Source organism: Bacteroidales bacterium, from assembly GCA_013314715.1.
Lineage (GTDB): Bacteria > Bacteroidota > Bacteroidia > Bacteroidales > GWA2-32-17 > Ch61.
The window spans coordinates 34,128-58,733 of sequence record JABUFC010000002.1 but is presented as its reverse complement, the minus strand read 5'-3'; the positions used below and the strand labels follow the sequence as shown (position 1 = coordinate 58,733).

Here is a 24,606-nt window from a genome sequence, read left to right as displayed (position 1 = left end):
TATGAATTTAAAATATATAAGGGTATTAGGAGCTCGCGAACATAACCTAAAAAATATTGATGTCGATATACCCCATGATGCTTTAACTGTAATTACAGGCTTATCGGGAAGCGGCAAGTCTTCCTTAGCTTTCGATACCATTTACGCCGAGGGGCAACGACGTTATATGGAAACATTTTCAGCTTATGCACGCCAGTTTATTGGCAACCTTCAACGCCCCAATGTTGATAAAATTGATGGATTATGTCCGGTTATTGCTATCGAACAAAAAACTGTTTCACGTAATCCTCGTTCTACAGTTGGTACTATTACCGAAATTTATGATTTCTTACGCCTTTTATATGCCCGAATAGGTGAAGCTTATTCGTATGAGACAGGCGAAAAAATGATAAAATACACAGAAGAACAGATTCGTGAACTTATTTTTAAACAATTTAAAGGCAAATCTATTTCTTTATATGCACCCATCATTCGTGGTAGAAAAGGTCATTATCAAGAACTCTTTGAACATCTGAGAAACAAGGGATTTTTATATGCACGCATAAATGGCAAACTTACACTGCTTAGACCCGGTTTTATGCTCGATCGATATAAAGTTCATCATGTTGAGCTATATATCGATCAACTTGTTATTAATGATAAAAACGAAAAACGTCTTCATCAGTCATTAAATTTAAGCCTAAAACAAGGGAGTGGAACATGTTTAATCATAGATGAAGAAAATCGAAAAGAATATTATTATAGCAAACTTTTTGTTTGCCCAACAACTGGTATATCATACAACGATCCGGCACCTCATACATTCTCTTTTAATTCACCTCAAGGCTCTTGCCCAACGTGTTATGGACTCGGAGAAATAAGTAAAATTGACGAAAATAAAATTATTCCCGATAAAAATCTTTCTATCGCTGCAGGTGGAATATTACCATTAGGCAAATATCGTGTTAGTAACATTTTTAATCAACTTGAGGCCATTGTAAGTTATTTTGAGCAAACCCTTAACACACCAATTAAAAATTTATCTAAAGATGTATTAGATATAATACTTTATGGTTCGCCTCATTATTTTAGGATAAAAAAGAGTGATTTTTTTTCATCACCTTTTCAATGGGGTGGGGTTGTAAATATAATTATGCAAATGCACCAAGATACTACTAGCGAAAAAGAGAAACAATGGGCAGAGGCCTATGTCGATACTTATATTTGTCCCGATTGTAAAGGTTATCGATTAAAAAAAGAAGCATTGCATTTTAAAATACATGGAAGACATATAGGCGAGCTTGCATCAATGAATTTAGATAAACTTTATGAATGGATAAATAATTTAGAACCATTTTTAACTATTAAACAACAAAAAATTGCTGCTGAAATATTAAAAGAAATAAAGCATCGCTTAAAATTTATTTTAGATGTAGGCATCAATTACCTTCATTTAAACCGCCCAGCCCACAGTTTATCGGGAGGCGAAAGTCAACGTATTCGATTAGCGACTCAAATCGGAAGTAAACTTGTTAACGTATTATATATTTTAGATGAACCCAGTATTGGGTTGCATCAAAGGGATAATCAAAAATTAATACAATCATTAAAACAACTGCGAGATATTGGAAATACCATCGTTGTTGTAGAACACGATAAGCAAATAATTGAATCGGCCGATTATATAGTCGATATGGGTCCCGGTGCCGGTAATAATGGTGGTAAAATTATAGCTACGGGAACTCCACAAGAAATATTGATGCAGCATTCATTAACCGCCGATTATTTAACTGGTAAAAAAGCAATTAAAATTCCATCACAACGAAGAAAAGGAAGTGAAAAATTTTTAACCATCAAAGGCGCTTCGGGTCATAATTTAAAAAATATTGATGTCTCCTTTCCATTAGGAACATTTATATGTGTTACCGGTGTCTCAGGAAGTGGTAAATCATCACTCATTCGCGAAACTTTGTATCCTATTTTATCAAAACATTTTTACAGAAGCTTAAAAAATCCATTACCTTATAAATCAGTTGAAGGATTAGAATTTATTGATAAGGTAATAGAAGTAGATCAAGCACCGATTGGACGTACACCACGTTCAAATATTGCTACTTATACAAACATTTTTAATGACATTAGAAACTTATTTGCCGATATGCCCCTTGCTAAAGTCAGAGGTTATAAGCCGGGACGTTTTTCGTTTAATATAAAAGGAGGTAGATGCGAAACATGTGGCGGATCGGGATTAAAAACAATTGAAATGAATTTTTTGCCCGATGTTTTTGTAGAATGTCCTGATTGTGGAGGACGTCGATATAATCGTGAAACATTAGAAGTTAGATATCGTGGCAAATCTATTAGCGATGTACTTGATATGACGGTTGAACATGCTATCGATTTTTTCGAAAATATTCCTAATATACATACCAAACTTAAAGCACTTTACGATGTGGGTTTAGGATATATTAAGTTAGGTCAACCCGCCACTACATTAAGTGGTGGAGAAGCACAACGGGTTAAATTAGCCGCAGAATTTACAAAACGCGATACAGGCAAAACTTTATACATTTTAGATGAACCTACTACAGGTTTGCATTTTGAAGATATACGAATTTTAATGCAGCTTATTCAGCGACTGGTAGATAAGGGCAATACTATGATTATTATTGAACACAATCTTGATGTAATAAAACAGGCCGATTATATTATAGATATGGGACCAGATGGGGGAGAAAAAGGTGGATATATTATAGCACAAGGCACACCCGAAGAAATAGTACATATAAATAATAGTTTTACAGCTCAAGTTCTTAAATCAGAATTAAACTTTTCATCTCAATTAACGTAAAAAGTAAAAATTTAAAAATAAGTTTATGCAACACGGTGACGAAAAAATTATTAGAGCATTAGAGCCAAAAAGTTGGCATGAAATCAAAACTCATGATTCATGGCATATTTTTAAAATCATGGCTGAATTTGTACAAGGATTTGAAAAATTATCGCAAATTGGACCTTGTGTCTCAATATTTGGCTCTGCTCGTACAAAGCCCGATAACAAATATTATAAATTAGCCGAAGAAATTGCTTTTAACCTTACTCAAAAGGGATTCGGAATTATTACTGGCGGTGGTCCTGGAATTATGGAGGCAGCTAATAAGGGAGCAAAGAGAGGAGGGGGAAAATCGGTAGGAGTTAACATAGTTTTAGAATTTGAGCAACATCCCAATCCTTATATTGACGAAGATAAGATTATTAATTTTAATTATTTCTTTGTGCGAAAAGTGATGTTTATGAAGTATGCACAAGGTTTTGTTATTATGCCCGGCGGATTTGGTACGTTTGATGAACTTTTTGAATCTTTAACGCTGATACAAACTCATAAAATAGCACGATTTCCAATAGTATTAGTAGGTAGTGATTATTGGGGAGGGTTAATCAATTGGATAAAAGAAAAAGTATTAAACGAAGAACATAATATTAGTGAAAAAGATTTAGAATTATTGTATATCGCCGATGATGCAAATGATGCAGCTAATCATATTCATGAATTTTATTTAGAATATTTTCATAAGCCCAATTTTTAAAATGATATATTGGGATTAAATAATAATATTACTGCATAAGCAGTAATTCCTTCTTCTTTGCCAATAAATCCTAATTTTTCGTTAGTAGTCGCTTTTATAGAAATTTGATGCGTTGTTAAATTTAAATTTTGGGCAATATTATTTTGCATTGCAGCAATATAAGGCATTATTTTAGGCTTTTCAACTACTACTGTAGAATCAATATTCGAAATAGAATAACCATTTGCTTTGATTAACTCATGTGTTTTTTTTAGTAGTAATAAGCTACTAATGTTTTTGTATTCTTTAGAAGAATCAGGAAAATGCGTACCAATATCGCCCAAATTGGCAGCTCCAAGCATGGCATCGCATATAGCATGTAAAAGTACATCACCATCCGAATGAGCAACCATACCTTTGGCACTAGGAATAGTAACACCTCCTAATATAAAAGGTAAGTTATCGTCTAAACGATGGACATCAAAGCCAAAGCCAATTCTAAATTGCATTAATTTTTATTGTTAGAATTATTAGCATCTTTTTTAGTAGCTTCAAAATCGAACATTATAGTAAACCGTAATGTATTACCAAGAGGGTGTCGTTGTGAGGTTGGAATGAGATAAGAAAAATCAAGTGCAAAAACTTTAAGCTTTAATCCAAGACCAACGGTAAAAAATTTTCTATTCCCTTTTGTAGCATCTTCATGAAAATAACCTCCACGTAAAGCGAATTGCTTTGAGTACCAATATTCTAAACCAAAAGACCAATTAATTTCTCTCCATTCTTCTTTTGCACGGCTTCTATCGTCTGGATTTAATGGATCGAGTTGTACTCCTGGTGCGTCCCAAAATGATTGAAATATTCCAGTAGGTACAGAAACATTCGAAGGTTTGCCATAACGAACATATTTTTGAGGAATGGTAACAATTGACCCATCGGGTAAGGTGTCGCCAACAGCATAATAAATAGGAGGGGTAGGAACCAAAAGCTTACTAAGCTCTAAAACACCTAAGATACTGTTATAATCGTCCATATCGAGTTTAAAAGAAGAGCCGACCCTAAGCATTGCAGGTAAGAAATCTTTTACAGCACCATCGGTATAAGACATTTTAGAGCCAATATTTGAAATGTTGGCGCCAATATTTAATTCTGCTTTTTTCTTTTGAACTTCTAATTCTTTTTTGTAAAACATAGAAACATCTGAAGCAAAAGCTTGTCCAATTTTAGTTTGAGGACCAGTACCAGAGTAACCACCTGTAAGGTTAGAATTAACATACCGTAATGCAATAGAACCACTAATATGTTCGCCTAACATGCGATTATAGGCAAAATCAAGAGCAAATTCATTCGGCTTATGTTGACCAGTAATATCGCCATTTATATTAGTAAAAGTAATGTCACCAAGTGAAAAATAACGTAAAGAACCACTTAATGCTTGACCACCACCAATTTTTTTGTATGCTGCTACATAAGCTAAATTGATGTCATTAACTAATTGACGTAACCAAGGTGTATAGGATATTGAAATACCAAAATCATTTTTCATAAATACGTACTTAGAGGGATTGTGATGTTGAGCGTTTATATCAGGACTAGTACTTACGCCTGCATCGCCCATTGCGCCTGATCTTGAATCTGGAGCTATAGTTAAAAAAGGAACTGCAGTAGTAATAACATTGGCTTCTCCATCTCTACCATTTAAGGTTTGATTAGAAATTTGTGCATTGCTAACGAAAATACTTTGACATGTAACTAAGAAAACGATAAATAGCTTTTTCATAACTTTTTATATAATGGTATATTTGAGTTTGATAAAACGTATAATAATTAAATATATTGTATTTAATAAACATAATAATAGTCGGGGTGAGTGGACTCGAACCACCGGCCTCCACGTCCCGAACGTGGCGCGCTAGCCAACTGCGCTACACCCCGTGATAAAAAACTTTGCAAAGGTAGAAATTGTTTTTTATTTGTCAAAGATTACTTATTATTTACATTTTTTAATTCTTTAATAGCTTCGATGGGTCTGGAGTGGTTAAATACTGCATTACCTGCAACTAAAATATTAGCTCCTGATTGATAAAGTTTTGCAGCATTTTCTAAACATACACCACCATCAACTTCTATCAAAAACGATAAATTTTGTTTTTTACGTATTTCGTTCAATTGAGTAATTTTTTTATAAGAAAAATCAATGAATTTTTGTCCACCAAAACCAGGATTAACTGACATTACAAGTACTAAATCGACTTCGCTTAAAATATTTTCAAGAACAGAAACAGGAGTATGTGGATTGATTGAAACACCTGCTTTTATACCTATTTGTTTTATTTGCTGAATGGTACGGTGTAAATGAGGACATGTTTCAAAATGAACAGTAATGATATCTGAACCCGCATCGGCAAATTGCTCAATGTAACGCTCGGGCTGAATAATCATTAAATGGGTATCTAAAGGTTTTTGAGCAATCTTTTTTATTTGTTTGACAATAGGCATCCCAAAAGTTATGTTTGGAACAAATGTGCCATCCATAATATCGAGATGAATATAACTTGCTTCGCTTTTATTAAGTAATTCAATAGTTTCTGCTAAATGAGTAAAATCTGCTGATAAAATAGAAGGTGCTATCATTTCAATTTTTGTTTCAAAGATAACGACATTATTTTTTATCGCAAATATATGTTCAAAACTTGAAAAACTAACAAAAATCATTTTTTTATATGCAAATATTAAGTATTATTGTACCTAATAATTTTTAATTTAAAAGAAATATGAAATTTAAGCCAGAAAAGTACTCTATCGAAGATAAACGGATGCAACCATTTATTGATCCAGACGAAATTTGGAATTATATCAACAATGTTAAACCTGATAAGCAAAGAGTACGTGAAGTAATTGCAAAATCGCTCGATAAACAACGTTTAAATTTAGAAGAAACGGCAGTGCTCATAAATACTACTGACCCAGAATTAATAGAAGAAATAAAACAAGGGGCTCGTGTGCTTAAAGAAAAAGTATATGGAAATAGAATTGTTTTATTTGCACCTTTATATATTGGTAATAAATGTTCAAATAATTGTCAATATTGTGGATTTAAAGTTACAAATACTAAAGCTATTCGTAAAACTTTAACCGATGATGAGATTGTTAAAGAAGTAGAAGCATTGGAAGATAATGGTCAAAAACGTCTTATTCTGGTTTATGGTGAACATCCTGAGTATTCTGCCGAATATATTGCTCATACAGTAAAGTTAGTATATAGTGTTAAAAAAGGTTATGGTGAAATAAGACGTGTAAACATCAATGCTGCACCTTTCGATATTCAAGGCTTCAGAACAATTGGTAAAGCTGGTATTGGCACATATCAAATTTTTCAGGAAACCTATCACCCCGATGCTTATACTTGGTATCATGTAGGAGGTAAGAAAAAGGATTATGAATGGCGATTGACATCACTTGATAGAGCTCAAGAAGCAGGAATAGATGATGTTGGGATAGGTGCGTTATTTGGCCTGTACGATTGGCGTTTCGAGGTGATGGCTTTGATTCGTCACACTAATCATTTAGAAGCATGCTATAATGTTGGTCCTCATACCATTTCATTTCCACGTATTAAAGATGCTTCGGAGCTATCAGTTGGATCTAAATATATGGTGTCTGATGATGATTTTGTTAAACTAATTGCTATTTTGCGTTTGGCTGTACCATACACGGGTATGATTCTAACAGCTCGAGAAAATGCAAACGTAAGGAAAGAAGTTATGCGTTTTGGTGTGAGTCAAATAGATGGTGGAACAGTAATAGAATTAGGCGGATATGCCAAAGCAAAATTGCTTAATCGTGAGCAAGATTTAAATCGCGAACAATTTAAAATTAATGATGATCGTTCGCTTAATGAAATAATTAGCGATTTGCTCGATCAAGGATATTTACCTTCATTTTGCACTGCTTGCTATCGAAAAGGTAGAACAGGAGAACATTTTATGGAATTCTCCGTACCCGGTTTTATTAAACGATATTGTTCGCCCAATGCAATTTTAACCTTAACAGAATATTTAATCGATTATGCAACACCCGATGTACAAGAAAAAGGGTGGAAAGCAATTGAAAATGAAATTGCTGGTTTGCAAGGACATATGAATGTAAATGAACTTAAAAATAGAATAGAACGTATTAAAAATGGTGAACGTGATATTTACTTTTAATAATAAAACCTTAACATTATGACAAATTATAAAATAGTTGGTATTGCTATTAAAGACCGCATAAAAGAAGCAGGTAAAACACAAAAGGTATTGAGCGATTTTGGTTGTATTATACGTTCAAGACTCGGCTTTCATGAAGTAAGCGAATATACATGCAGTAGAGTAGGATTCATTATATTGCAAATAATTGATGATAAATATCACTACGAGCAATTTTTAGAAGCAATAAAACAAATTGAGGGAATTGAATTGCAAGAAATGAATTTTACTATTTAATTTTATTTGAATTTATATTAACTTAGCTCCAAAAAAATATTATGGAAGAAGTAGTAATATTAGGTATTCATATTCAAGAACGTTCAAAGAATGCTTTAGCTGTGCAAAATTTATTAACTCGCTTTGGTTGTTCAATTAAAACACGTTTAGGGTTACACGAAGTTGTAAATGGATATTGCAGCAATAGTGGTATAATTTTATTAGAATTGTATGGCGATAAGCAAGAGATGCAAAATCTTGAAGAAGAATTACGTCAATTAAAAGATATTGAAATTCAAAAAATGGTATTTAAAAAATAATTTTATATGAGTTTAAAAGGAACAGAAACCGAAAAAAATTTATTAAAAGCATTTGCTGGTGAATCACAAGCACGAAATCGTTATGAGTTTTATGCAAAAGTTGCTAAAAATGAAGGATACGAACAAATAGCTGCTATTTTTCAACAAACAGCAGACCAAGAAAAGCAACATGCAAAACGTTTTTTTAAATTTTTAGAAGGTGGAATGCTCGAAATAACCGCTACTTATCCAGCTGGTATTATTGGCACAACAAAAGAAAATCTTGAAGCTGCTGCTAATGGCGAACATGAAGAATGGGCTGATTTGTATCCTTATTTTGCCGAAGTTGCATTGAAAGAAGGGTTTAAAGAAATTGCTACTGCATTTAAAATGATAGCAAAAGTAGAAGCAGAACACGAAAAACGCTATCGCAAACTACTACAAAATATAATTGATGGAACTGTTTTTGAACGTAACGAAAAAGTAAAATGGGTTTGTCGAAATTGTGGTTATGTTCACGAAGGTACAAAACCACTCGAAACTTGTCCTGCTTGTTTACATTCTAAATCATTTTTTGAGATATTAGCTGAAAACTATTAAAATATGCGTTGGCAAACGCTTGCTTTAAAGTGCCTCGGTTGGAAAATCGAAGGCACTTTTCCTGCATATAAAAAGATGGTTATTATAGCAGCACCCCATACGAGTGTATGGGATTTTATCAATGGTTGGCTTGCATTGCATCATTTTGGTCTTAAAACGCGATTTATAATAAAAAAGGAATTTTTTGTTTTTCCATTTGGCTATATACTCAAAGCATTAGGAGGAGTTCCAGTTGATAGAGGTAATACTAAAAATAATATGGTAGATCAAATGGTTGAACATTTTAAACAAAACGAATTTTTCTATTTAGTCATTACTCCCGAAGGAACTCGAAAAAAAACAAAACGATGGAAAAAAGGATTCTATTTAATAGCACAAAAAGCTCAAGTTCCTATTGTAGTAACAAAACTCGATTACGGGCATAAAATATTAGGACCCGTAAGAGAAATTGATTATAATTTACCCTATAACGAAGTTCTAAAACAAATAGCAGAGTGCTACCAGGGAGTAATAGCTAAAAAGCCTTTGCAATTTGATACACCACAATATGATGAATAATATTAGCATTGCAGCTATTCAGCTAGATATTATATGGGAAAATGTAGATGCAAACCTGCAAAAAATAAAATTTTGGATTGAAAATTATAGTTCAAAGGCAGATATAATTGTTTTCCCAGAAATGTTTTTAACAGGTTTTTCGATGAATGTATTTTCAAATTCATTAGAAAACGATTCTAAACCTTTAAAACAACTTTCAAAATGGGCTAATCAATATAAAACAGCTATTGCAGGTAGCTTAATGATTAAAGATAGCGAGCGTTATGTTAATCGTTTTTTCTTTTTTGAGCCGAATGGTAATTATTTTATGTATGATAAACGGCATTTGTTTAGAATGGCAAACGAAGATAAAATATATGCTTCAGGTAATAAATCAATCATCATAAACTATTTAAATTGGAAAATAAAACCCTCTATTTGTTATGACTTGCGTTTTCCAGTATGGTTGCGAAACAAAAACAATTATGATGTTTTATTAGTAGTTGCCAATTGGCCTCAAGCAAGAATAGATGCTTGGAAAAAACTTTTAATGGCAAGAGCTATTGAAAATCAATGCTATGTGATTGGGGTAAATCGTTGTGGCACTGATGGTAATGGAGTTAAATATAATGGTGCAACCATGTTTATCGATTATAAAGGAAATGTAATAGATGAAGCAAGTGATAATTCAGAAATGGCTATTCTTGCTACATGTTCGTATAGTGCTCTTTCCGATTTTAAAAAAGAATTTCCAGCCTATTTAGATGCAGATGATTTTGATGTTAAATTAAATGGTTAAAATAGGGCTTTTATCGGATACACATGGCTATTTGGGCGATTATGTATATCGTTATTTTGAAGATTGTGATGAAATTTGGCATGCTGGCGATATAGGCTCAATAGAAGTATTAAATGCACTTAAAAGTTTTAAACCTCTAAGAGCTGTTTATGGTAACATCGATGGAAATCTAATAAAAAAAGAAGTTCCAGCAATTCAACAATTCACTATTGAGGGCGTAAATGTTTTTATGAAGCATATAGTAGGTTGTCCAAATAAATACGATAAAAATGTTATTCCTATTTTGCAAAGTTCGAAATATAATTTAGTAATAGGAGGGCATTCGCATATTTTACGAATAATGTACGATAAAAAATATAATTGGCTCTTTGTTAATCCTGGTGCAGCCGGTTTATATGGCTTTCATACCAAAATAACAATAGTAAAACTATTTATAGAAAATGCTACTGTAAAAGATGCTCATATTTGGGAAAAGAATAGGTAAGAAGTTTTTTTATTTGACTTTAAATAAACCATGTAGTTCGGCATCTACTTGATCGATTATTTTGCTTAAATCTTGTGGATTGTTACTAAAATCGTTATTATCCACATCTACAATTAAAATTTTGCTTAAATTGTAATTTGAAATCCAAGCTTCATAGCGTTCATTTAAGCTTTTTAAATAATCGAGTCGGATACTGGCTTCGTATTCTCGTCCGCGTTTTTGAATTTGTTCTACTAGCTTAGGAACCGAAGCCTGTAAGTATATAAGTAAGTCGGGTGGTTGAACTAACGAAGACATAAGGTTAAATAAAGTAAAATAAGTTTCAAAATCGCGTGATGACATAAGTCCCATGCTATGTAAGTTAGGAGCAAAGATATGGGCGTCTTCATAAATAGTACGGTCCTGAATAACTGTTTTAGGCGATTTACGAATTTCTAATATTTGACTAAAGCGACTGTTTAGAAAGTACACTTGAAGGTTAAAAGACCAACGATGCATATCGTCGTAAAAATCGTTTAAGTATGGGTTGTCATCCACATCTTCAAAGTGTGCTTCCCATTTATAATGTTTTGATAATAAGGTAGTAAGAGTAGTTTTTCCTGAGCCTATATTACCGGCTACGGCTATATGCATTCCCATAGTTCAAAAATTTTGAAATAAAAGTACAGGTTTTTTATTGGCTAACCAAAAAAATTATTGTTTAATTATTGACAATTTTTTTATCCATTCATTTTCAAATTGAATGATATAACATCCTTTACTTAGAGTTGAAAAATCAATGTTTTGTTGTTTGTTTGTTTCAATTTGTCCATTGGTTATGGTTTTACCTGTAATATCTTTAATTTGGTATGAAAGCTTTTGTTTAGTCGCCGAATTTACCACAATTGTGAGTTTCTCTTTAACGGGATTGGGAAAATAGTAAACGCTAGAAAGCTTATTAGCTGGGAGCAAATTCGCTGCTTGAACATGAATGTAATTTTGTTTGATAATAGAATCTTGCATGGTATTATTAAATACTTTAAGACTAACAGTATAAGAGCCAGTATCGATATAAAGGTGAAAGGGGTTCATATCGGTAGAGGTGCTTCCATCGCCAAAATTCCATAAATAGCTCTGAGCATTGAGAGAAGTATTTACAAAAATTGCGTAAGCATTGGGTAAATATAAAATGCTATCAACGGCATAGAAATCGGCAATCAAATTGCTGCCAACAATAAATCCATCACTGGAAGTGCAAGCACTTACTAAACCGGCATTATTTACAGCCCGAACATTGGTGTAATAAGTTTGACCTTGATTGAGTTGTAAGTTGTTGAATGTATATTGATTAACTAATCCAACTTGAGTCCAATTTACTATATCATCGTTGCATGGCGATGTACCTAGCGATACTTCATAATAAGCGATGCCGCTATGAGGGTCGTTTGTATTTGTCCAGTATGCTTCAATTTGGTTAGGATTCATAACAGTGTCAACATCGCTAATACTTCCGTCGTTTATTAAGCTAATGGTTAAGGGGGCTGTCCAGTCAACATTTAAATCATGATAGGCAATAGGTGATAAATTGTTATACGCATCAACTACTATTGATTTAATTTTTGCTGCATAGGTTGTTGGGTTTGGATTCTGGTAACGAATATCTTTAGTTGAATCGCCTAAGCTGATGTTAGTGGTGGTGGTTCTTGAACGATATACCTTTAATTCTGTTACGTTAAGTACTGCATTACCGGTTCTAAAGCTTATGTAATTGCCGTTAGTAGAATAGGGGGTAGGGTCTGTCCATGTGCCAAGAAAAATATCATCACGCCAAACACATATTTTCCCCGTTATTCTATCGTAGGTTATTTTAAAATCGTACCATTGATTAGGATTAGTCGTAATTCCATTTATAATGCTCTGTTGCTGAATGACATTATTGGTCGATTTATAAAATTCAAGTGTTTGACCTTCGACTCTAAACCAAATGAAATAAGAGTTACCTCTATTTTCTAAATTACCATCATCGCAAAAAAAGTGAAAGCCGAAACGTTTGTTGGTACCATTACCACTAACTTTGGCTTTAAAATGATAAAGATAACGATTAGAAAGTGTTTGATTTAATGGAGCATAAATATTTGTATTTGTTTCGTTTTCGTCGCTTTGTATGAGTTCGCCATTGCTAACATTCCATGTTCCATTGTATATTGCCCACAACGGTTGTAAGGTATCGAAGTTGTCGCCAAAGAAGCCACGTTGATGGTTGGCAAACCAGTAATTGCCATTAAAATCGAGCACTTGGTAAAAAGCTTTTTCAACAGAATCGTTGTCTGAATCGATATAAGTAGCAGTAAAATCTTGTGTTTTCCAGGTTCCATTGGTCGAAATAGAAGTTGATGGAGCGATATTATCAACTTGCATAGGGCTAAATTTTACACAGTCGAATGCTATGGAATCGCCGGTTGTACCAGTTAAATCGCCTAAATACACATATTTTTGACCATTAGTAGTAAAATAATAGGTTCCTAAATCAACCCATTGATTGCGATGTGTGTTTTGGTTGATAATAACACTGTCGACACCATTAGCATGAAAAATTTTATATTTAGCGTGAGTTGTATTAGATCCTTGACTGGGAATAAAAGCTTTAACATTGAAGTAACCGTTTTGATGAATAGTTGGCGTCCATGTACAAAAACAAATATCGCTTCCTGTTGCCATACCTAAAGTGTACCAGCTATGTCCGCCGTAACCTACATTAAAATCGCGAAAATAACGCATGTGTGAACCATTATTTACATTGTTCATAAAAAAGCCATGATTAAAATGGTTATCGTCAATGATGGTATCGGAGTATACAGGTTGTGTGCCACGTGCTGCAACCGTCCACGCAACATAACCATAATTGCCGTTGGCATCGAGATTTACGTAACCGTTGTTGTAGCCTGGCCAGTCGTAATATGAATAAGCACCATCGTAGCTTGGATATCCAGGTGTATTTTTGTTGCCATAGGGATCGTTAAATATTAATGTATGTTGACCGGTTTTGTATCCAATGGCTAAAACCAAGTGACCTGAACTGGTAAGATAACAACAAATTGGGTGAACATAACCATTGTCGATTTCGGTAGTTGTAGCTGAGTAGGTACATGAAGTAGTCCAATATTGATTGGACGTTAAATAGTGGTTTTGAATGTAGTTTTTCATTCGACTATTGGGCGAATATGAACCAGTCCACATATAACCATAGCCTCCATAAGCAGTGTTCCCAGCATAATCATCGGCTGTTTCTTGGTAATACCATTCGTTAAAGCGATAACGATCGGCAACATAGCTACCGTAATCGTTAACGTGTGGGTCCCAAGTTTTACCGTGATCAACAGTAACCGACCATTTAGGTAAGCGATTGTAATATGCCAATGCCATGATAGACGTTGTGGGTGCACAGCTTCCATAACCCGAATGCCATGAAGGAGTATCGTACACTTGATGCACATAGGGGACGGTACCCGGAACGGTAACATCAGCTTTGGTATTGGCTTCGGGATAAAGGCTCGATTGATCTAAAGTTGAGGTTTTATATAACAGTTGTGTTGTTTTTTGGGTGGTAAGTTTTTTTACTGCATATTCTGTCAAATAAGTGATTCTGTAATTCCCATAGGCATCGAAATTAACAGATGATTCAAATTCTGGTGAGTGTGTAATTTCCTCAATAGTTAAATTAGGTAAAGATACTTGCCAAACATCGCTGCTTAATATTTCAAAATCTTTCGAAGTGGAGTGAATACCTACGAGTTTGTTTTCGAAAGGATGCCATTTAAAACCTGCCATATCAATAGGTCCCAGGGTTTTGTTGTTTATCAGATCATAAACATATAATAAGTGTGGATTTGAACCATAGGCTAAATAATGATTGTCGAATGAAAAAGCAGGATAAAAACAAGCCGGCGTGCCAATAAGCTTCGTTTCTAAAGTAGTTAAATTAAATAAATATATACCTTTGTCATCGTCGGCAAAAGCTACTAAATTGCCATTGTGCGAAACTGCAATATAGTTGACATAGAGCGGTAATTGAAAACTTTGGGTATTGCCGTTTTGATAAACTTTGAGTTCGTTACCAATTGTGAAATAAATTTTACCTTGAGCATCAAATGTTGGTTGTCCGCAAAGTGGTACTTGGGAGTATAAAAAGGTGAGCTTTTGAGTATTTAGGTTAATAATAGCAGGTTGTTGGTACCCATCTTTGTGAATGTACTTAAAAGCTACAGATAAACTATCGGGCGATAGTTGAATATAACGAGCGCAGCCGGGTGCAGAAACTAAAGTACTTAGTTTACCATTTTTTAATAGATATAAATCGTTTTGTTTATTGCCAACCAGTACTAATCCGGCTTTTGTTTCAAAAGAATTGCTAAAATAGCCGTCTTCTTCTGCTTTATAAGCAATAGACTGTGAAAAAAATGGATAGGTTATCCATACGAATATTAATAATAGAATAAGTTTTTTCATCTTTATTTAATTTTAAGTTTTGACATAAGGTTCTATATAAAATGACAAAATAAATAATTATTTAGGATATTTATAGTTTTTATTGTAAATAACCATAATACAAAAATAGTTTAAATTTTTAGTTTAATTTATGATTTTGTAAGTGATTTTTATTTTTGTTTTTAACTACTTAAAGCTATCATTCGTAAATAAAATCGTAAAAAATTATTTTATCGTCAAAATCTTTGCTATAAATTAGTTGAAGTGGTTGCCATTTTAGCATAATAAATCTGTTATTATTTACAGCATATAAATTATGCTCATTTTCTTCCCATTTTAACATTGAAAGTGGTTCGCCATTGTATATATTCGATAAATTTCCATAAATAGGGTCTATTTGGAAAATTTTAGTATCGATTGATACATATACATCTTGGTTTATATTTATTCCTCCGTTGTATTGCCCACTCTGAGGATGTCCGAAAGAATTAAAATAATTTATTTCTGGCTTATATGTATAAAAAATTACTTGATTACCATCTTGTTGAATAGCTAAACATCGTTCATTATCAAAAGGAATAATATCATTAATAGGATAATTGTTTTGATAATTTTTAGTCATTTGAGGTACTTCAATCCAGCTATATTGTTGTGGATAAAATTCAGTTAAACAAACCCATATTTCTTCCCATAGAATTAAACGATATGGGCTAAATAAAGTTCTGTATATATTGCGTATTTGCCCATTATGGTCAACTGAAATAATACTTCCATTTGCATTGGTAACATAAGTATATGGATATTTATCATAAATATCGGCTTTGAATGGGCTACCAATTTTATTAAGAGCAACTATACTAAAAACTTCGTTGAAATAAGGGTATTGATATGCTTTCAGCTTTCCGTCTGTTGTTACAATATTAATTAATTTAGAATATGAATTAAAATTGCCAGTAATACTATTCGAAGTTGAAAATTGTTTTGTAAAAACAAAATTTGTATCTCCTATATATATATCGCATCCAGAATTGGATTTAACACCAACGACATAGCCAATTAATTTTTTAGGAATACTTGAAATTTGAATACGAGCATATTGGCGAGTAATTAATTCGTCGTCGCTTGCTGTTACAACCAAGTAATAGCTTCCGGAGTTGAGCCAACGTTCATTTAAGATATAATTAATTTGTAGCGTTGCAAAATTGCCTGAAAAATTATAAACTAAAGGGGTATTTACAGCTTGTAAATTATTATCGGCAATATAAAGGCTAAATCTTATATTTTTTGCATTATCGTCGGTAGCTGTAGCTTTTACTTCAAAGGTATCAATTGCTTTAAAAGTACTGTTTTCGATGGGCAAATATATATTCAGCGATGGGGGCTCATTTATTTTTTTTCTTTCGCATGATAATTGTATGAATATCAGAAATATAAATATTGGTATTAAATAAAACATTTTCATATTTTTTACAAATCAAAATTTTTATCTAAGATTTTATTAACACGTTATCAAAGATACGAAGTTGAAAAGATTTTTCAAAAAAAATTGTCAGATAAAAATGGGTACATTACATTTGGAAAAATCAAAGTTTATGGCTAAGAAATTGAATTCCAATAAAAGCACAGAACAAATTTTAAACGATAATACCGGAAAAATTCCACCACAAGCTTTAGACCTTGAAGAAGCCGTTTTGGGTGCGATGATGATAGATAAAGATGCTTGTAATATTGTTATTGATATATTAAAACCTGAATGTTTTTATAGCGATATTCATCGAAAAATATACGAAGCTATTTTGGAGTTGTATAAGGATATGCAACCCGTTGATATGCTTACTGTAAAAGATGAGTTATCGCGTCGTAAGGAGCTAAAAGAAATAGGTGGTCCTGCATATTTAGCAAAACTCACACAGCGAGTAGCTTCGTCTGCACACGTTGAGTTTCATGCACGCATTATTATGCAAAAATACATACAGCGTGAACTTATAAGAATTTCGAATGAGATTCAACGTAAATCATATAATGACGAAGAAGATGTTGACGACTTGTTAGATGAAAGCCAAAATGCTCTTTTTAATCTTTCGTACGGGAGTGTTCGTCGCGAAGCACAACCTATTGACAGTATTATTCATCAGGCTATTGATCAAATAAAAGAAGCCGCAAAACGCGAAGATAAAATGAGTGGTGTACCTTCTGGGTTTGTTGCTTTAGACCGCATTACTTCGGGTTGGCAAAAGTCAGACCTTATAATAATTGCTGCACGCCCTAGTATGGGTAAAACTGCTTTTGTGCTGTCTATGACTCGGAATATGGCTGTTGAACACAATGCACCCGTCGCAGTATTTAGCTTAGAAATGTCGTCGGTTCAACTTGTGAATCGTCTTATATCAGCTGAAACAGAAATAGATGCTTCAAAAATACGCACAGGCGAACTTACTCAAAATGAATGGTTACGTCTTGAAACAAAAATTAAAAATCTTGAAAATGCAAAAATATTTATAGACGATACGCCTGCTATTTCTATTTCGGCTCTAAGAGCTAAGGCACGTCGCTTAGTTGCTCAACATGGAGTTAAAATAATTATTATTGACTACTTACAATTAATGACGGGGCATGTAAATGATAAATCGCAAGGGACTCGCGAACAAGAAGTATCGGCTATTTCACGATCGCTAAAAGCTTTAGCCAAAGATTTAGATGTTCCTATTATTGCTTTATCGCAGCTTAATCGTTCGGTTGAAACTCGTAGCGGAAGTAAACGCCCGCAATTAAGCGATTTACGTGAATCGGGTGCTATTGAACAAGATGCAGACCTTGTAATTTTTATACATCGACCTGAAAAATACGGTTTAGACGAAGAAGATGGTTTGTCTACCAAAGGTTTAGCACAAATTATTATTGCAAAGCATCGTAATGGTGCTGTTACAGATGTAAATCTACGATTTATTGAAAGTTATGCTAAGTTTACTGATTACGACCAATTTGAAGAAGATACTGTTATTAAGGGAAGCATTACTGTTGAATCAAAAATGAATCAAAAAAACAATACGGAGGACATAGAACCCAATAGAGATTTTGATTTTAATGCAAGTGCCCCATTCTAAAAAATGTCAATTTATTTTTTAATTGTAGCTGATTGAGGTTGCAAATACGCAAAATAATTTCAATCTTTACGAAAAAAAATTGTATGAAATCATTAGCAACTATTTTATTATTCTTTGTTTCATCTTTTATTATTGCACAAAATGTATCGCTCGAAGATGTATGGGTAACCTATAAGTATTATCCAGCATCATTAGATGACATTAGATCTATGAGTAATGGCGAAAGTTATACGATTAATGAAAATGGCGAATCTATTGTGCAATATAGTTTTAAAACCGGAAAAACTATTAAAACTTTATTTTCGCTTAATAATATTAGTTCTGCTATTAAACCATCAAAAATTGAATCATATGATTTTTCAGATGATGAAAAAAGTATATTGATTGCTTCAGAGAAGGAACGTATTTATCGTCATTCATCTATCAATAAATATTATATTTATAATATTCAAAATAAAGAGCTTAAACTTATTAATGAAAACAAAGTTCAAGAGGCAACTCTTTCGCCGAGTGGACAAAAGGTAGCCTATGTTTTTAAAAACAATTTATATATAAAAGATCTTCAAATAAATTCGGAAACAGCAATTACCATTGATGGCCAAAAAAATAAAATAATTAATGGTATTCCCGATTGGGTATATGAAGAAGAATTTAGTTTTTCAAAAGCCTTTGAATGGTCGCCTGATGATAATTATATTGCTTATCTCAAATTCGATGAGTCACAGGTAAAAGAATTTTCTATACCAATGTATAAAGGTCTTTACCCTGAAGAGTATAAATATAAATATCCAAAGGCTGGTGAAAAAAATAGTCTTATATCTTTACATATATACCAAGTTAAAAATCAAAAAAATATTGTGGTTCAACTCGAAAACGATAGCGATTTTTATATACCTCGTATATATTGGACAAAAATCCCTAATACTTTAATGGCTTTAAAATTAAATCGTTTACAAAACACGATGAAATTATTTCTAATAAATGCTGAAAATGGTCAAAGTCAATGTATTTACACAGAGCAAAATAATACTTATATAGAATTACCGGAAATAATATTTGCTAAAGATGGGAAATCGTTTTTTATTACAAGCGATAAAGATGGTTTTAACCATATTTATCAGTATGACATAAATGGGAAGCTTCTAAAACAAGTTACTAGCGGAAAATGGGACGTTACTCAATTAAATGGTTATGATGATGTTAAGCAAATTGTTTATTATACTTCTGCCGAAACTTCTCCTATGCAACGAAATGTTTACTCCATAAATATTAAAACCGGTGAAAAGAAACGTCTGACATTAAATGATGGTACAAACGAAGCCATTTTTAATAGCACATTTACCTACTTTATAAATGAATTTTCTAATACTGAAACACCTTCGATTTATACACTTTGTGATAATACAGGTAAAACTATACGTGTTTTAGAAGATAACGGAGCGTTAAAATCGAAACTTCAATTAGCTAATCTATCGAAAAAAGAATTTATTGTACTAAAAACTTCTGAAGGAATAGAATTGAATGCTTGGATACTAAAACCTCAAAAAATGGAAGCAAATAAAAAGTATCCGGTTATGTTTTGTATTTATGGTGGTCCTGGTTCGCAAGAAGTATTAGATAAATGGGATTATAATGCACTATGGTATCAGCATTTAGCGTCGCAAGGTGTAATTGTGGTGGCAGTTGACAATAGAGGAACCGGTGCTCGAGGAGCGGAATTCAGAAAATGCACTTATAAAAATCTTGGTAAATACGAAGCCATTGACCAAATTGAAGCAGCTAAAGCATTGTCAAAATTATCATATATTGATTCTACACGTATCGGTATTTGGGGCTGGAGTTTTGGTGGATATTTATCTACACTTTGTCTTGAAAAAGGTTCGCAGCAATTTAAATTAGCGATTGCTGTTGCTCCTGTTACAAATTGGCGATATTACGATTCTATTTATACCGAACGCTATAATGGTTTACCTCAAGATAATGCAACAGGATATGATGATAATTCACCTATAAACCATACAAAAAAAATAAAAGGTAAGTATTTGCTAATTCACGGAACAGCTGACGATAATGTTCATTTTCAAAATAGCGTCGAACTTATTAAAAAGCTTGTTGAAAACAATAAAGATTTTCAAACCATGTATTATCCCAATAGTAACCACGGCATTTATACAGGTAAAAACACACGTTACCATTTATTTTCAAAAATGACTAAATTTATTCTTGAAAATTTATAATTTTGCAAACTCTTTGCCCGGATGGCGGAATTGGTAGACGCGCTAGTTTCAGGGACTAGTATTCGCAAGAGTGTGCAGGTTCGAGTCCTGTTCCGGGCACATTATAGAGCTCAACTCTTTTCCTATTTAAATATATTTTAAGAAATTTTGATATTTTAAAATTATTTTTTTAATTTTGATTGTCTTTTAAATTAAGCTATTATGAAATAGCCATGAGAACAAATTCACACAAACCGAAAATGAAATTTACACACAAACAAACATCACTATTTGTTCGAATGGCGTATTCCATGTAACCTTAGTATATAATTTAAAAAATAATTACACATGAAAAAAGTTAACTTTTTTTTATTTATTATTGTTATGCTATTTTTATCTTGTAAAAAAGAGACATCAGATAATGTTAATCAGGATAAAATTTGGGCTGAATACCAATTGATATATGATAATAACACAAAAATAACTTATGCACGAGCTATTTTTAAGTTTAGTAGTATTACAGGTACAGTACTCGAATTAAAAGACCCAGCAAAAGTGATGTTTAATAATGATTTATTAACCTATAATCCAACATTTGGATACTACGAAAAGCAATACCCATCGTTTGTTACAACAGGTACATTTAAATATACCGATTTAGACAATCATACTTTCCAAAATACACTGACCATTACTGATACTGTTGGTTTTCCTTTAGGTTTAGACACTATTTACAAATCTGTCCCCTTTGAACTGGTATGGACAGGCTCACCGCTTAAAGCAAACGAAACCATTACGGTATGGTTAAATAGTAATGTAGAAGGCGATTCGCGTTTGTTTTCAACTAATATGCTAAATAGTACAAGTATTATTTTTCCAGTAAATCAAATGTCGCAATTAGGAGTAGGACCTTATGGCGTTTTAGCGATGGAACGATTATATAGTCCACCCATTTCTCAAGCAACAAGTGCTGGAGGTTTAATTACAATTAAATATAAACCTAAAACTTTGACAGGTATTCAAATATTAAATTAAAATTGTTCATTATTTTTGTTTTTGCCAAAGCCTATAACCTAAACCAGCAATTATTTGAGGTGAAAAGTTAAGAACATAGGCTTTACCATTGACAATTGGTACAATTGAATAGCTGGCATTGAATCGAGCTTCGATATTGATTTGAAATTTTTTATTCTTAAAAAAGCGAATGCCTGTAGATATATTGCTAGATATTCCACATAAATAATAGCCCATACCCCATATACCATTTCCATCGCCTTTAAGTGCATAATTTCGTATTTTATTTTCTGGGTGAGCTAGAACCGTACCAATGCCAATATTTACGTGCCATTGGGGATGAGGATAATAAATTCTGTTAATTATCAACATATTTAATCCGTGAGAAATACCAAAATATTGAATTTCAGGTGGTGTGTTTTTTAAATATAATTTATGATGAACCGCTTCAAACATCCAACCATTAAGGCTATCGGGTATATAATAAAAACGCCATAACCAGTAAACAGGAGAAATAAAAGGTTCGGCATCGTAATGAGCTATAAAATTTATATCGGAAAAGCCTTGTTGCTTTATCTTTAATTTTGAAGGTAAATTACCCGACCAACCACCATTTAATTCAAAATATAATGATTGGGCATTAAGCAAATAGCAAGATAATATGATTATTAAAAATATTACAAAACCTTTCATTTGTAAAAAATTGAATTCAAAAATAAATAAACTATTGATATTAACGATATTTTTCATAAAAATCTTGTAGTTTTGTATTCAACACACTAATTTTATATGAGAAAAGAAAAAGACTTTTTAGGAGCTATCGAAATTGACGATAATGCTTTGTATGGCATTCATTCGCTTAGAGCTAATCAAAATTTCCCTAACACCATTCCATTTCCTATCGAATGGTACAAGGCTATGGGAACGGTTAAACTCGCATGTTACTATACCTATGAGCATTTTAAAAACGAGGCTCAAAAGCAAAATCTTCATCAACGTATTCCTTTTTTCAGCGACGAAATATTAAACGCCTTGCAAGCTGCTGCTGCTAAAATAGAGCAAGGACATTACTTTGAGCATTTTATTGTTCCGGCAATACAAGGAGGAGCTGGTACCAGTATCAATATGAATGTTAACGAAATTATTGCAAATGCGGCTTTAATTCATCTGAATCATCAACCCGGACAATACGAAATAATTGACCCTATTGAACATGCCAATATATACCAATCGACTAACGATACCGTAGTCACTGCCCTAAAAGTGGCTTTACTCAAGTTGTTAGAAGAGTTGGAGGATGCTATTAATCAAACGCGCTCACTGTTAGAAAGCTTAGAAAATAAGTACCGTAATGTTTTACGATTAGGCTATACACAAATGCAAGAGGCAGTTCCTACTACTTTTGGTAAGCTTTTTTCGGCATACAACGATGCACTTTCGCGTGATTGGTGGCGAACATCAAAGTGCTTCGAACGCATAAAAGTGGTTAATTTAGGAGGCGGTGCTATAGGAACCGGTTTAGCTATTCCACGTTTTTATATGATGGAAGTGGTTAATGAATTAAAACGCATGACCAATTTACCTATTGCCAGAGGTGAAAATTTGACCGATACTACTCAAAACCTCGATTCTTTTGTAGAAATACATGCTATACTGAAGGCACATGCTGTAAATCTTGAAAAAATTGCCAACGACTTGCGTTTATTATCTGCCGACGCCGGAATTAGAATTGTTCACTTACCGGAGGTTCAAGCAGGAAGCTCCATTATGCCCGGAAAAGTTAATCCTGTTATTAACGAATACATTATTAGCATTGCGCATCAAATATACAGCAACGATATGCTCATCAGTAATTTATGCGGACAGGGTTGCTTAGATTTGAATGCTTATACACCCATTATTGGATATTCATTAATTAACAGCTTAAAGTTATTGATTAGTGCCAATATTGCATTATCTCAACGTTGCCTTATAAATTTAACTATCGATAGTGAACGTTCATTAGAGCAACTACTTTTGAGTCCAAGTATTTCAACGGCATTAATACCATATATAGGCTATCACAAAGCAACTGATTTAGCTTTATTTATGAAGACAAATAGACTTAACATTATAGAAGCCAATCGTAAGCTTAAACTTATAGATGAAACAAAGTTAAACGAATTATTAAGTCCGGAAAATTTAACTAAAATGGGATTCTCATTAAAAGAAATTCAAATATAAATATGAAATAGCCATGAGAATAAATTCACAGCAACCGAAAATGAAATTATCACTCACAAATAAGCCTTGCTCTTTATTCGAATGGCGTATTCCATGTGACCTTAATTTAAAAATTAAAAAATAATTACACATGAAAAAATTTCGCTCAAATCTTTCATGTTTTTATATACCTGAGTTGGAATTGACTACTATTCAGTTATCCGAAGAAGAATCGAAACATGCCATAAAAGCTTTACGCTTGAAAATAGGTGATTATGTTTTACTTACCAATGGGCAAGGAACCTTAGCGCAAGCTCAAATTGTAGATAACCACATAAAACACACTGTTTTACAAATTGAGGAGATGGAAATTGTCCCGCCAAACGAAAATCGTCTTCATATAGCTTTATCTATTTTGCAACATGCTGACCGTTTTGAGTGGTTTGTAGAGAAAGCTGTTGAATTGGGAATTGCCGAAATTACTCCCATTTTATGTACTCGAACTGAAAAAAAACATATAAACACCGAACGTATTAAGAAGATAGCTATATCGGCTTTAAAGCAAAGCCGTCAGGCCTATTTACCTAAAATAAACGAAGCAGAAACGTTTACACATTTTATTCAAAACTGCGGTTCAATCAATAAAGCCATAGCGATGTGCGAAGGCAATCGCATTGTATTAAGTCAATGGATGCAAACCATCAATAAAAATGAGTTAACAGTTGTTATTGGACCCGAAGGCGACTTTACTGAACAAGAAGCTGAATTTGCCTTAACGCATGGATTTGTGCCCATACAACTAGGGAACAGTATATTAAGAAGCGAAACAGCAGCCGTATATGTAGCTGCTGTTTCAAGATTTTTATTTTAATAAGAACT

20 protein-coding genes, 2 tRNA genes and 1 pseudogene are annotated in these 24,606 nt (G+C 32.9%); 15 read left to right on the top strand and 8 right to left on the bottom strand.

Annotated features, from left to right (window positions below; genetic code table 11):
• Position 1 precedes the first annotated feature (1 nt).
• Entirely contained in the window at positions 2-2,830 is a 2,829-nt protein-coding gene (gene uvrA, locus HPY79_00815) for an excinuclease ABC subunit UvrA (protein NSW44359.1), read from the top strand.
• Positions 2,831-2,855: 25 nt separating this feature from the next.
• Complete coding sequence (locus HPY79_00810; GenBank protein NSW44358.1) at positions 2,856-3,566, top strand: TIGR00730 family Rossman fold protein; 711 nt, start codon at positions 2,856-2,858, stop codon at positions 3,564-3,566.
• Here HPY79_00810 and HPY79_00805 read toward each other — a convergent pair.
• From HPY79_00805 to HPY79_00790, 4 genes and pseudogenes are all read right to left on the bottom strand, one after another.
• A complete protein-coding gene (locus HPY79_00805) occupies positions 3,563-4,054 on the bottom strand; it encodes a 2-C-methyl-D-erythritol 2,4-cyclodiphosphate synthase (protein ID NSW44357.1) in 492 nt (163 codons plus the stop codon). The two genes, HPY79_00810 and HPY79_00805, sit on opposite strands and share 4 nt — an antisense overlap.
• Positions 4,054-5,340, bottom strand: a pseudogene (porV, locus tag HPY79_00800) (type IX secretion system outer membrane channel protein PorV). Before porV ends, HPY79_00805 begins: the two are co-directional and overlap by 1 nt.
• 66 nt (positions 5,341-5,406) lie before the next feature.
• A tRNA-Pro gene (locus HPY79_00795) sits at positions 5,407-5,480 on the bottom strand.
• Positions 5,481-5,528: 48 nt separating this feature from the next.
• The gene (locus HPY79_00790) at positions 5,529-6,179 is read right to left on the bottom strand and encodes a ribulose-phosphate 3-epimerase (GenBank protein ID NSW44356.1); all 651 of its coding nucleotides are present in this window, start codon (positions 6,177-6,179) and stop codon (positions 5,529-5,531) included.
• A 140-nt stretch (positions 6,180-6,319) separates the two neighbouring features.
• Here HPY79_00790 and hydG point away from each other — a divergent pair, with 140 nt between their 5' ends.
• Genes hydG through HPY79_00755 form a run of 7 tightly spaced genes read left to right on the top strand, consistent with a single transcriptional unit; the run spans position 6,320 to position 10,727 of the window.
• Entirely contained in the window at positions 6,320-7,753 is a 1,434-nt protein-coding gene (gene hydG, locus HPY79_00785; protein ID NSW44355.1) for a [FeFe] hydrogenase H-cluster radical SAM maturase HydG, read from the top strand.
• Positions 7,754-7,771: 18 nt separating this feature from the next.
• Entirely contained in the window at positions 7,772-8,029 is a 258-nt protein-coding gene (locus tag HPY79_00780; GenBank protein ID NSW44354.1) for a hypothetical protein, read from the top strand.
• 41 nt (positions 8,030-8,070) lie between these two features.
• The gene (locus tag HPY79_00775; GenBank protein ID NSW44353.1) at positions 8,071-8,328 is read left to right on the top strand and encodes a hypothetical protein; all 258 of its coding nucleotides are present in this window, start codon (positions 8,071-8,073) and stop codon (positions 8,326-8,328) included.
• A gap of 6 nt (positions 8,329-8,334) precedes the next feature.
• Positions 8,335-8,907 (top strand): rubrerythrin family protein, encoded by a 573-nt coding sequence (locus HPY79_00770; protein NSW44352.1) that lies wholly within the window; start codon positions 8,335-8,337, stop codon positions 8,905-8,907.
• A 3-nt stretch (positions 8,908-8,910) separates the two neighbouring features.
• Complete coding sequence (locus tag HPY79_00765; GenBank protein ID NSW44351.1) at positions 8,911-9,465, top strand: 1-acyl-sn-glycerol-3-phosphate acyltransferase; 555 nt, start codon at positions 8,911-8,913, stop codon at positions 9,463-9,465.
• The gene (locus HPY79_00760) at positions 9,455-10,243 is read left to right on the top strand and encodes an amidohydrolase (GenBank protein ID NSW44350.1); all 789 of its coding nucleotides are present in this window, start codon (positions 9,455-9,457) and stop codon (positions 10,241-10,243) included. Before HPY79_00765 ends, HPY79_00760 begins: the two co-directional genes overlap by 11 nt.
• On the top strand, positions 10,236-10,727 hold the full coding sequence (locus HPY79_00755) for a metallophosphoesterase family protein (GenBank protein ID NSW44349.1): 492 nt from the start codon (positions 10,236-10,238) through the stop codon (positions 10,725-10,727). The genes HPY79_00760 and HPY79_00755 overlap by 8 nt, the downstream gene beginning before the upstream one ends.
• 9 nt (positions 10,728-10,736) lie before the next feature.
• Here HPY79_00755 and HPY79_00750 read toward each other — a convergent pair whose 3' ends face one another.
• The 3 genes from HPY79_00750 to HPY79_00740 all read right to left on the bottom strand — a co-directional run bounded on the left by HPY79_00750 (position 10,737) and on the right by HPY79_00740 (position 16,653).
• Positions 10,737-11,360, bottom strand: a complete 624-nt coding sequence (locus HPY79_00750) for a deoxynucleoside kinase (GenBank protein ID NSW44348.1) — start codon at positions 11,358-11,360, stop codon at positions 10,737-10,739.
• A 60-nt stretch (positions 11,361-11,420) separates the two neighbouring features.
• Positions 11,421-15,212: a T9SS type A sorting domain-containing protein gene (locus tag HPY79_00745; protein NSW44347.1), complete on the bottom strand. Its 3,792-nt coding sequence runs from the start codon at positions 15,210-15,212 to the stop codon at positions 11,421-11,423.
• A 178-nt stretch (positions 15,213-15,390) separates the two neighbouring features.
• Positions 15,391-16,653 carry a hypothetical protein gene (locus HPY79_00740; protein NSW44346.1) on the bottom strand — a complete coding sequence of 421 codons (1,263 nt, stop codon included), beginning with the start codon at positions 16,651-16,653 and terminating at the stop codon, positions 15,391-15,393.
• Positions 16,654-16,783: 130 nt separating this feature from the next.
• On the opposite strand from HPY79_00740, the gene dnaB reads away from it, so the two are divergent.
• From dnaB to HPY79_00720, 4 genes are all read left to right on the top strand, one after another.
• A complete protein-coding gene (dnaB, locus tag HPY79_00735) occupies positions 16,784-18,295 on the top strand; it encodes a replicative DNA helicase (protein NSW44345.1) in 1,512 nt (503 codons plus the stop codon).
• A gap of 83 nt (positions 18,296-18,378) precedes the next feature.
• Entirely contained in the window at positions 18,379-20,532 is a 2,154-nt protein-coding gene (locus HPY79_00730) for a S9 family peptidase (protein NSW44344.1), read from the top strand.
• Between the two features lie 15 nt (positions 20,533-20,547).
• Positions 20,548-20,631 (top strand) — tRNA-Leu (locus tag HPY79_00725).
• A 228-nt stretch (positions 20,632-20,859) separates the two neighbouring features.
• Positions 20,860-21,546, top strand: coding sequence for a hypothetical protein (locus HPY79_00720; GenBank protein NSW44343.1), 687 nt, complete (start codon positions 20,860-20,862; stop codon positions 21,544-21,546).
• Positions 21,547-21,555: 9 nt separating this feature from the next.
• On the opposite strand, the gene HPY79_00715 is transcribed toward HPY79_00720, so the two are convergent.
• Positions 21,556-22,275 carry a hypothetical protein gene (locus HPY79_00715; GenBank protein ID NSW44342.1) on the bottom strand — a complete coding sequence of 240 codons (720 nt, stop codon included), beginning with the start codon at positions 22,273-22,275 and terminating at the stop codon, positions 21,556-21,558.
• A gap of 39 nt (positions 22,276-22,314) precedes the next feature.
• On the opposite strand from HPY79_00715, the gene HPY79_00710 reads away from it, so the two are divergent.
• Both HPY79_00710 and HPY79_00705 read left to right on the top strand, forming a co-directional pair.
• Positions 22,315-23,748, top strand: coding sequence for an aspartate ammonia-lyase (locus HPY79_00710; GenBank protein ID NSW44341.1), 1,434 nt, complete (start codon positions 22,315-22,317; stop codon positions 23,746-23,748).
• A 130-nt stretch (positions 23,749-23,878) separates the two neighbouring features.
• Complete coding sequence (locus HPY79_00705) at positions 23,879-24,598, top strand: 16S rRNA (uracil(1498)-N(3))-methyltransferase (GenBank protein NSW44340.1); 720 nt, start codon at positions 23,879-23,881, stop codon at positions 24,596-24,598.
• Positions 24,599-24,606: the final 8 nt, after the last annotated feature.

Coding starts and splice junctions, on each gene's coding strand:
- uvrA (NSW44359.1), top strand. CDS start 2: ATGAATTTAAAATATATAAGGGTATTAGGAGCTCGCGAACATAACCTA.
- HPY79_00810 (NSW44358.1), top strand. CDS start 2,856: ATGCAACACGGTGACGAAAAAATTATTAGAGCATTAGAGCCAAAAAGT.
- HPY79_00805 (NSW44357.1), bottom strand. CDS start 4,054: ATGCAATTTAGAATTGGCTTTGGCTTTGATGTCCATCGTTTAGACGAT.
- HPY79_00790 (NSW44356.1), bottom strand. CDS start 6,179: ATGATAGCACCTTCTATTTTATCAGCAGATTTTACTCATTTAGCAGAA.
- hydG (NSW44355.1), top strand. CDS start 6,320: ATGAAATTTAAGCCAGAAAAGTACTCTATCGAAGATAAACGGATGCAA.
- HPY79_00780 (NSW44354.1), top strand. CDS start 7,772: ATGACAAATTATAAAATAGTTGGTATTGCTATTAAAGACCGCATAAAA.
- HPY79_00775 (NSW44353.1), top strand. CDS start 8,071: ATGGAAGAAGTAGTAATATTAGGTATTCATATTCAAGAACGTTCAAAG.
- HPY79_00770 (NSW44352.1), top strand. CDS start 8,335: ATGAGTTTAAAAGGAACAGAAACCGAAAAAAATTTATTAAAAGCATTT.
- HPY79_00765 (NSW44351.1), top strand. CDS start 8,911: ATGCGTTGGCAAACGCTTGCTTTAAAGTGCCTCGGTTGGAAAATCGAA.
- HPY79_00760 (NSW44350.1), top strand. CDS start 9,455: ATGATGAATAATATTAGCATTGCAGCTATTCAGCTAGATATTATATGG.
- HPY79_00755 (NSW44349.1), top strand. CDS start 10,236: ATGGTTAAAATAGGGCTTTTATCGGATACACATGGCTATTTGGGCGAT.
- HPY79_00750 (NSW44348.1), bottom strand. CDS start 11,360: ATGCATATAGCCGTAGCCGGTAATATAGGCTCAGGAAAAACTACTCTT.
- HPY79_00745 (NSW44347.1), bottom strand. CDS start 15,212: ATGAAAAAACTTATTCTATTATTAATATTCGTATGGATAACCTATCCA.
- HPY79_00740 (NSW44346.1), bottom strand. CDS start 16,653: ATGAAAATGTTTTATTTAATACCAATATTTATATTTCTGATATTCATA.
- dnaB (NSW44345.1), top strand. CDS start 16,784: ATGGCTAAGAAATTGAATTCCAATAAAAGCACAGAACAAATTTTAAAC.
- HPY79_00730 (NSW44344.1), top strand. CDS start 18,379: ATGAAATCATTAGCAACTATTTTATTATTCTTTGTTTCATCTTTTATT.
- HPY79_00720 (NSW44343.1), top strand. CDS start 20,860: ATGAAAAAAGTTAACTTTTTTTTATTTATTATTGTTATGCTATTTTTA.
- HPY79_00715 (NSW44342.1), bottom strand. CDS start 22,275: ATGAAAAATATCGTTAATATCAATAGTTTATTTATTTTTGAATTCAAT.
- HPY79_00710 (NSW44341.1), top strand. CDS start 22,315: ATGAGAAAAGAAAAAGACTTTTTAGGAGCTATCGAAATTGACGATAAT.
- HPY79_00705 (NSW44340.1), top strand. CDS start 23,879: ATGAAAAAATTTCGCTCAAATCTTTCATGTTTTTATATACCTGAGTTG.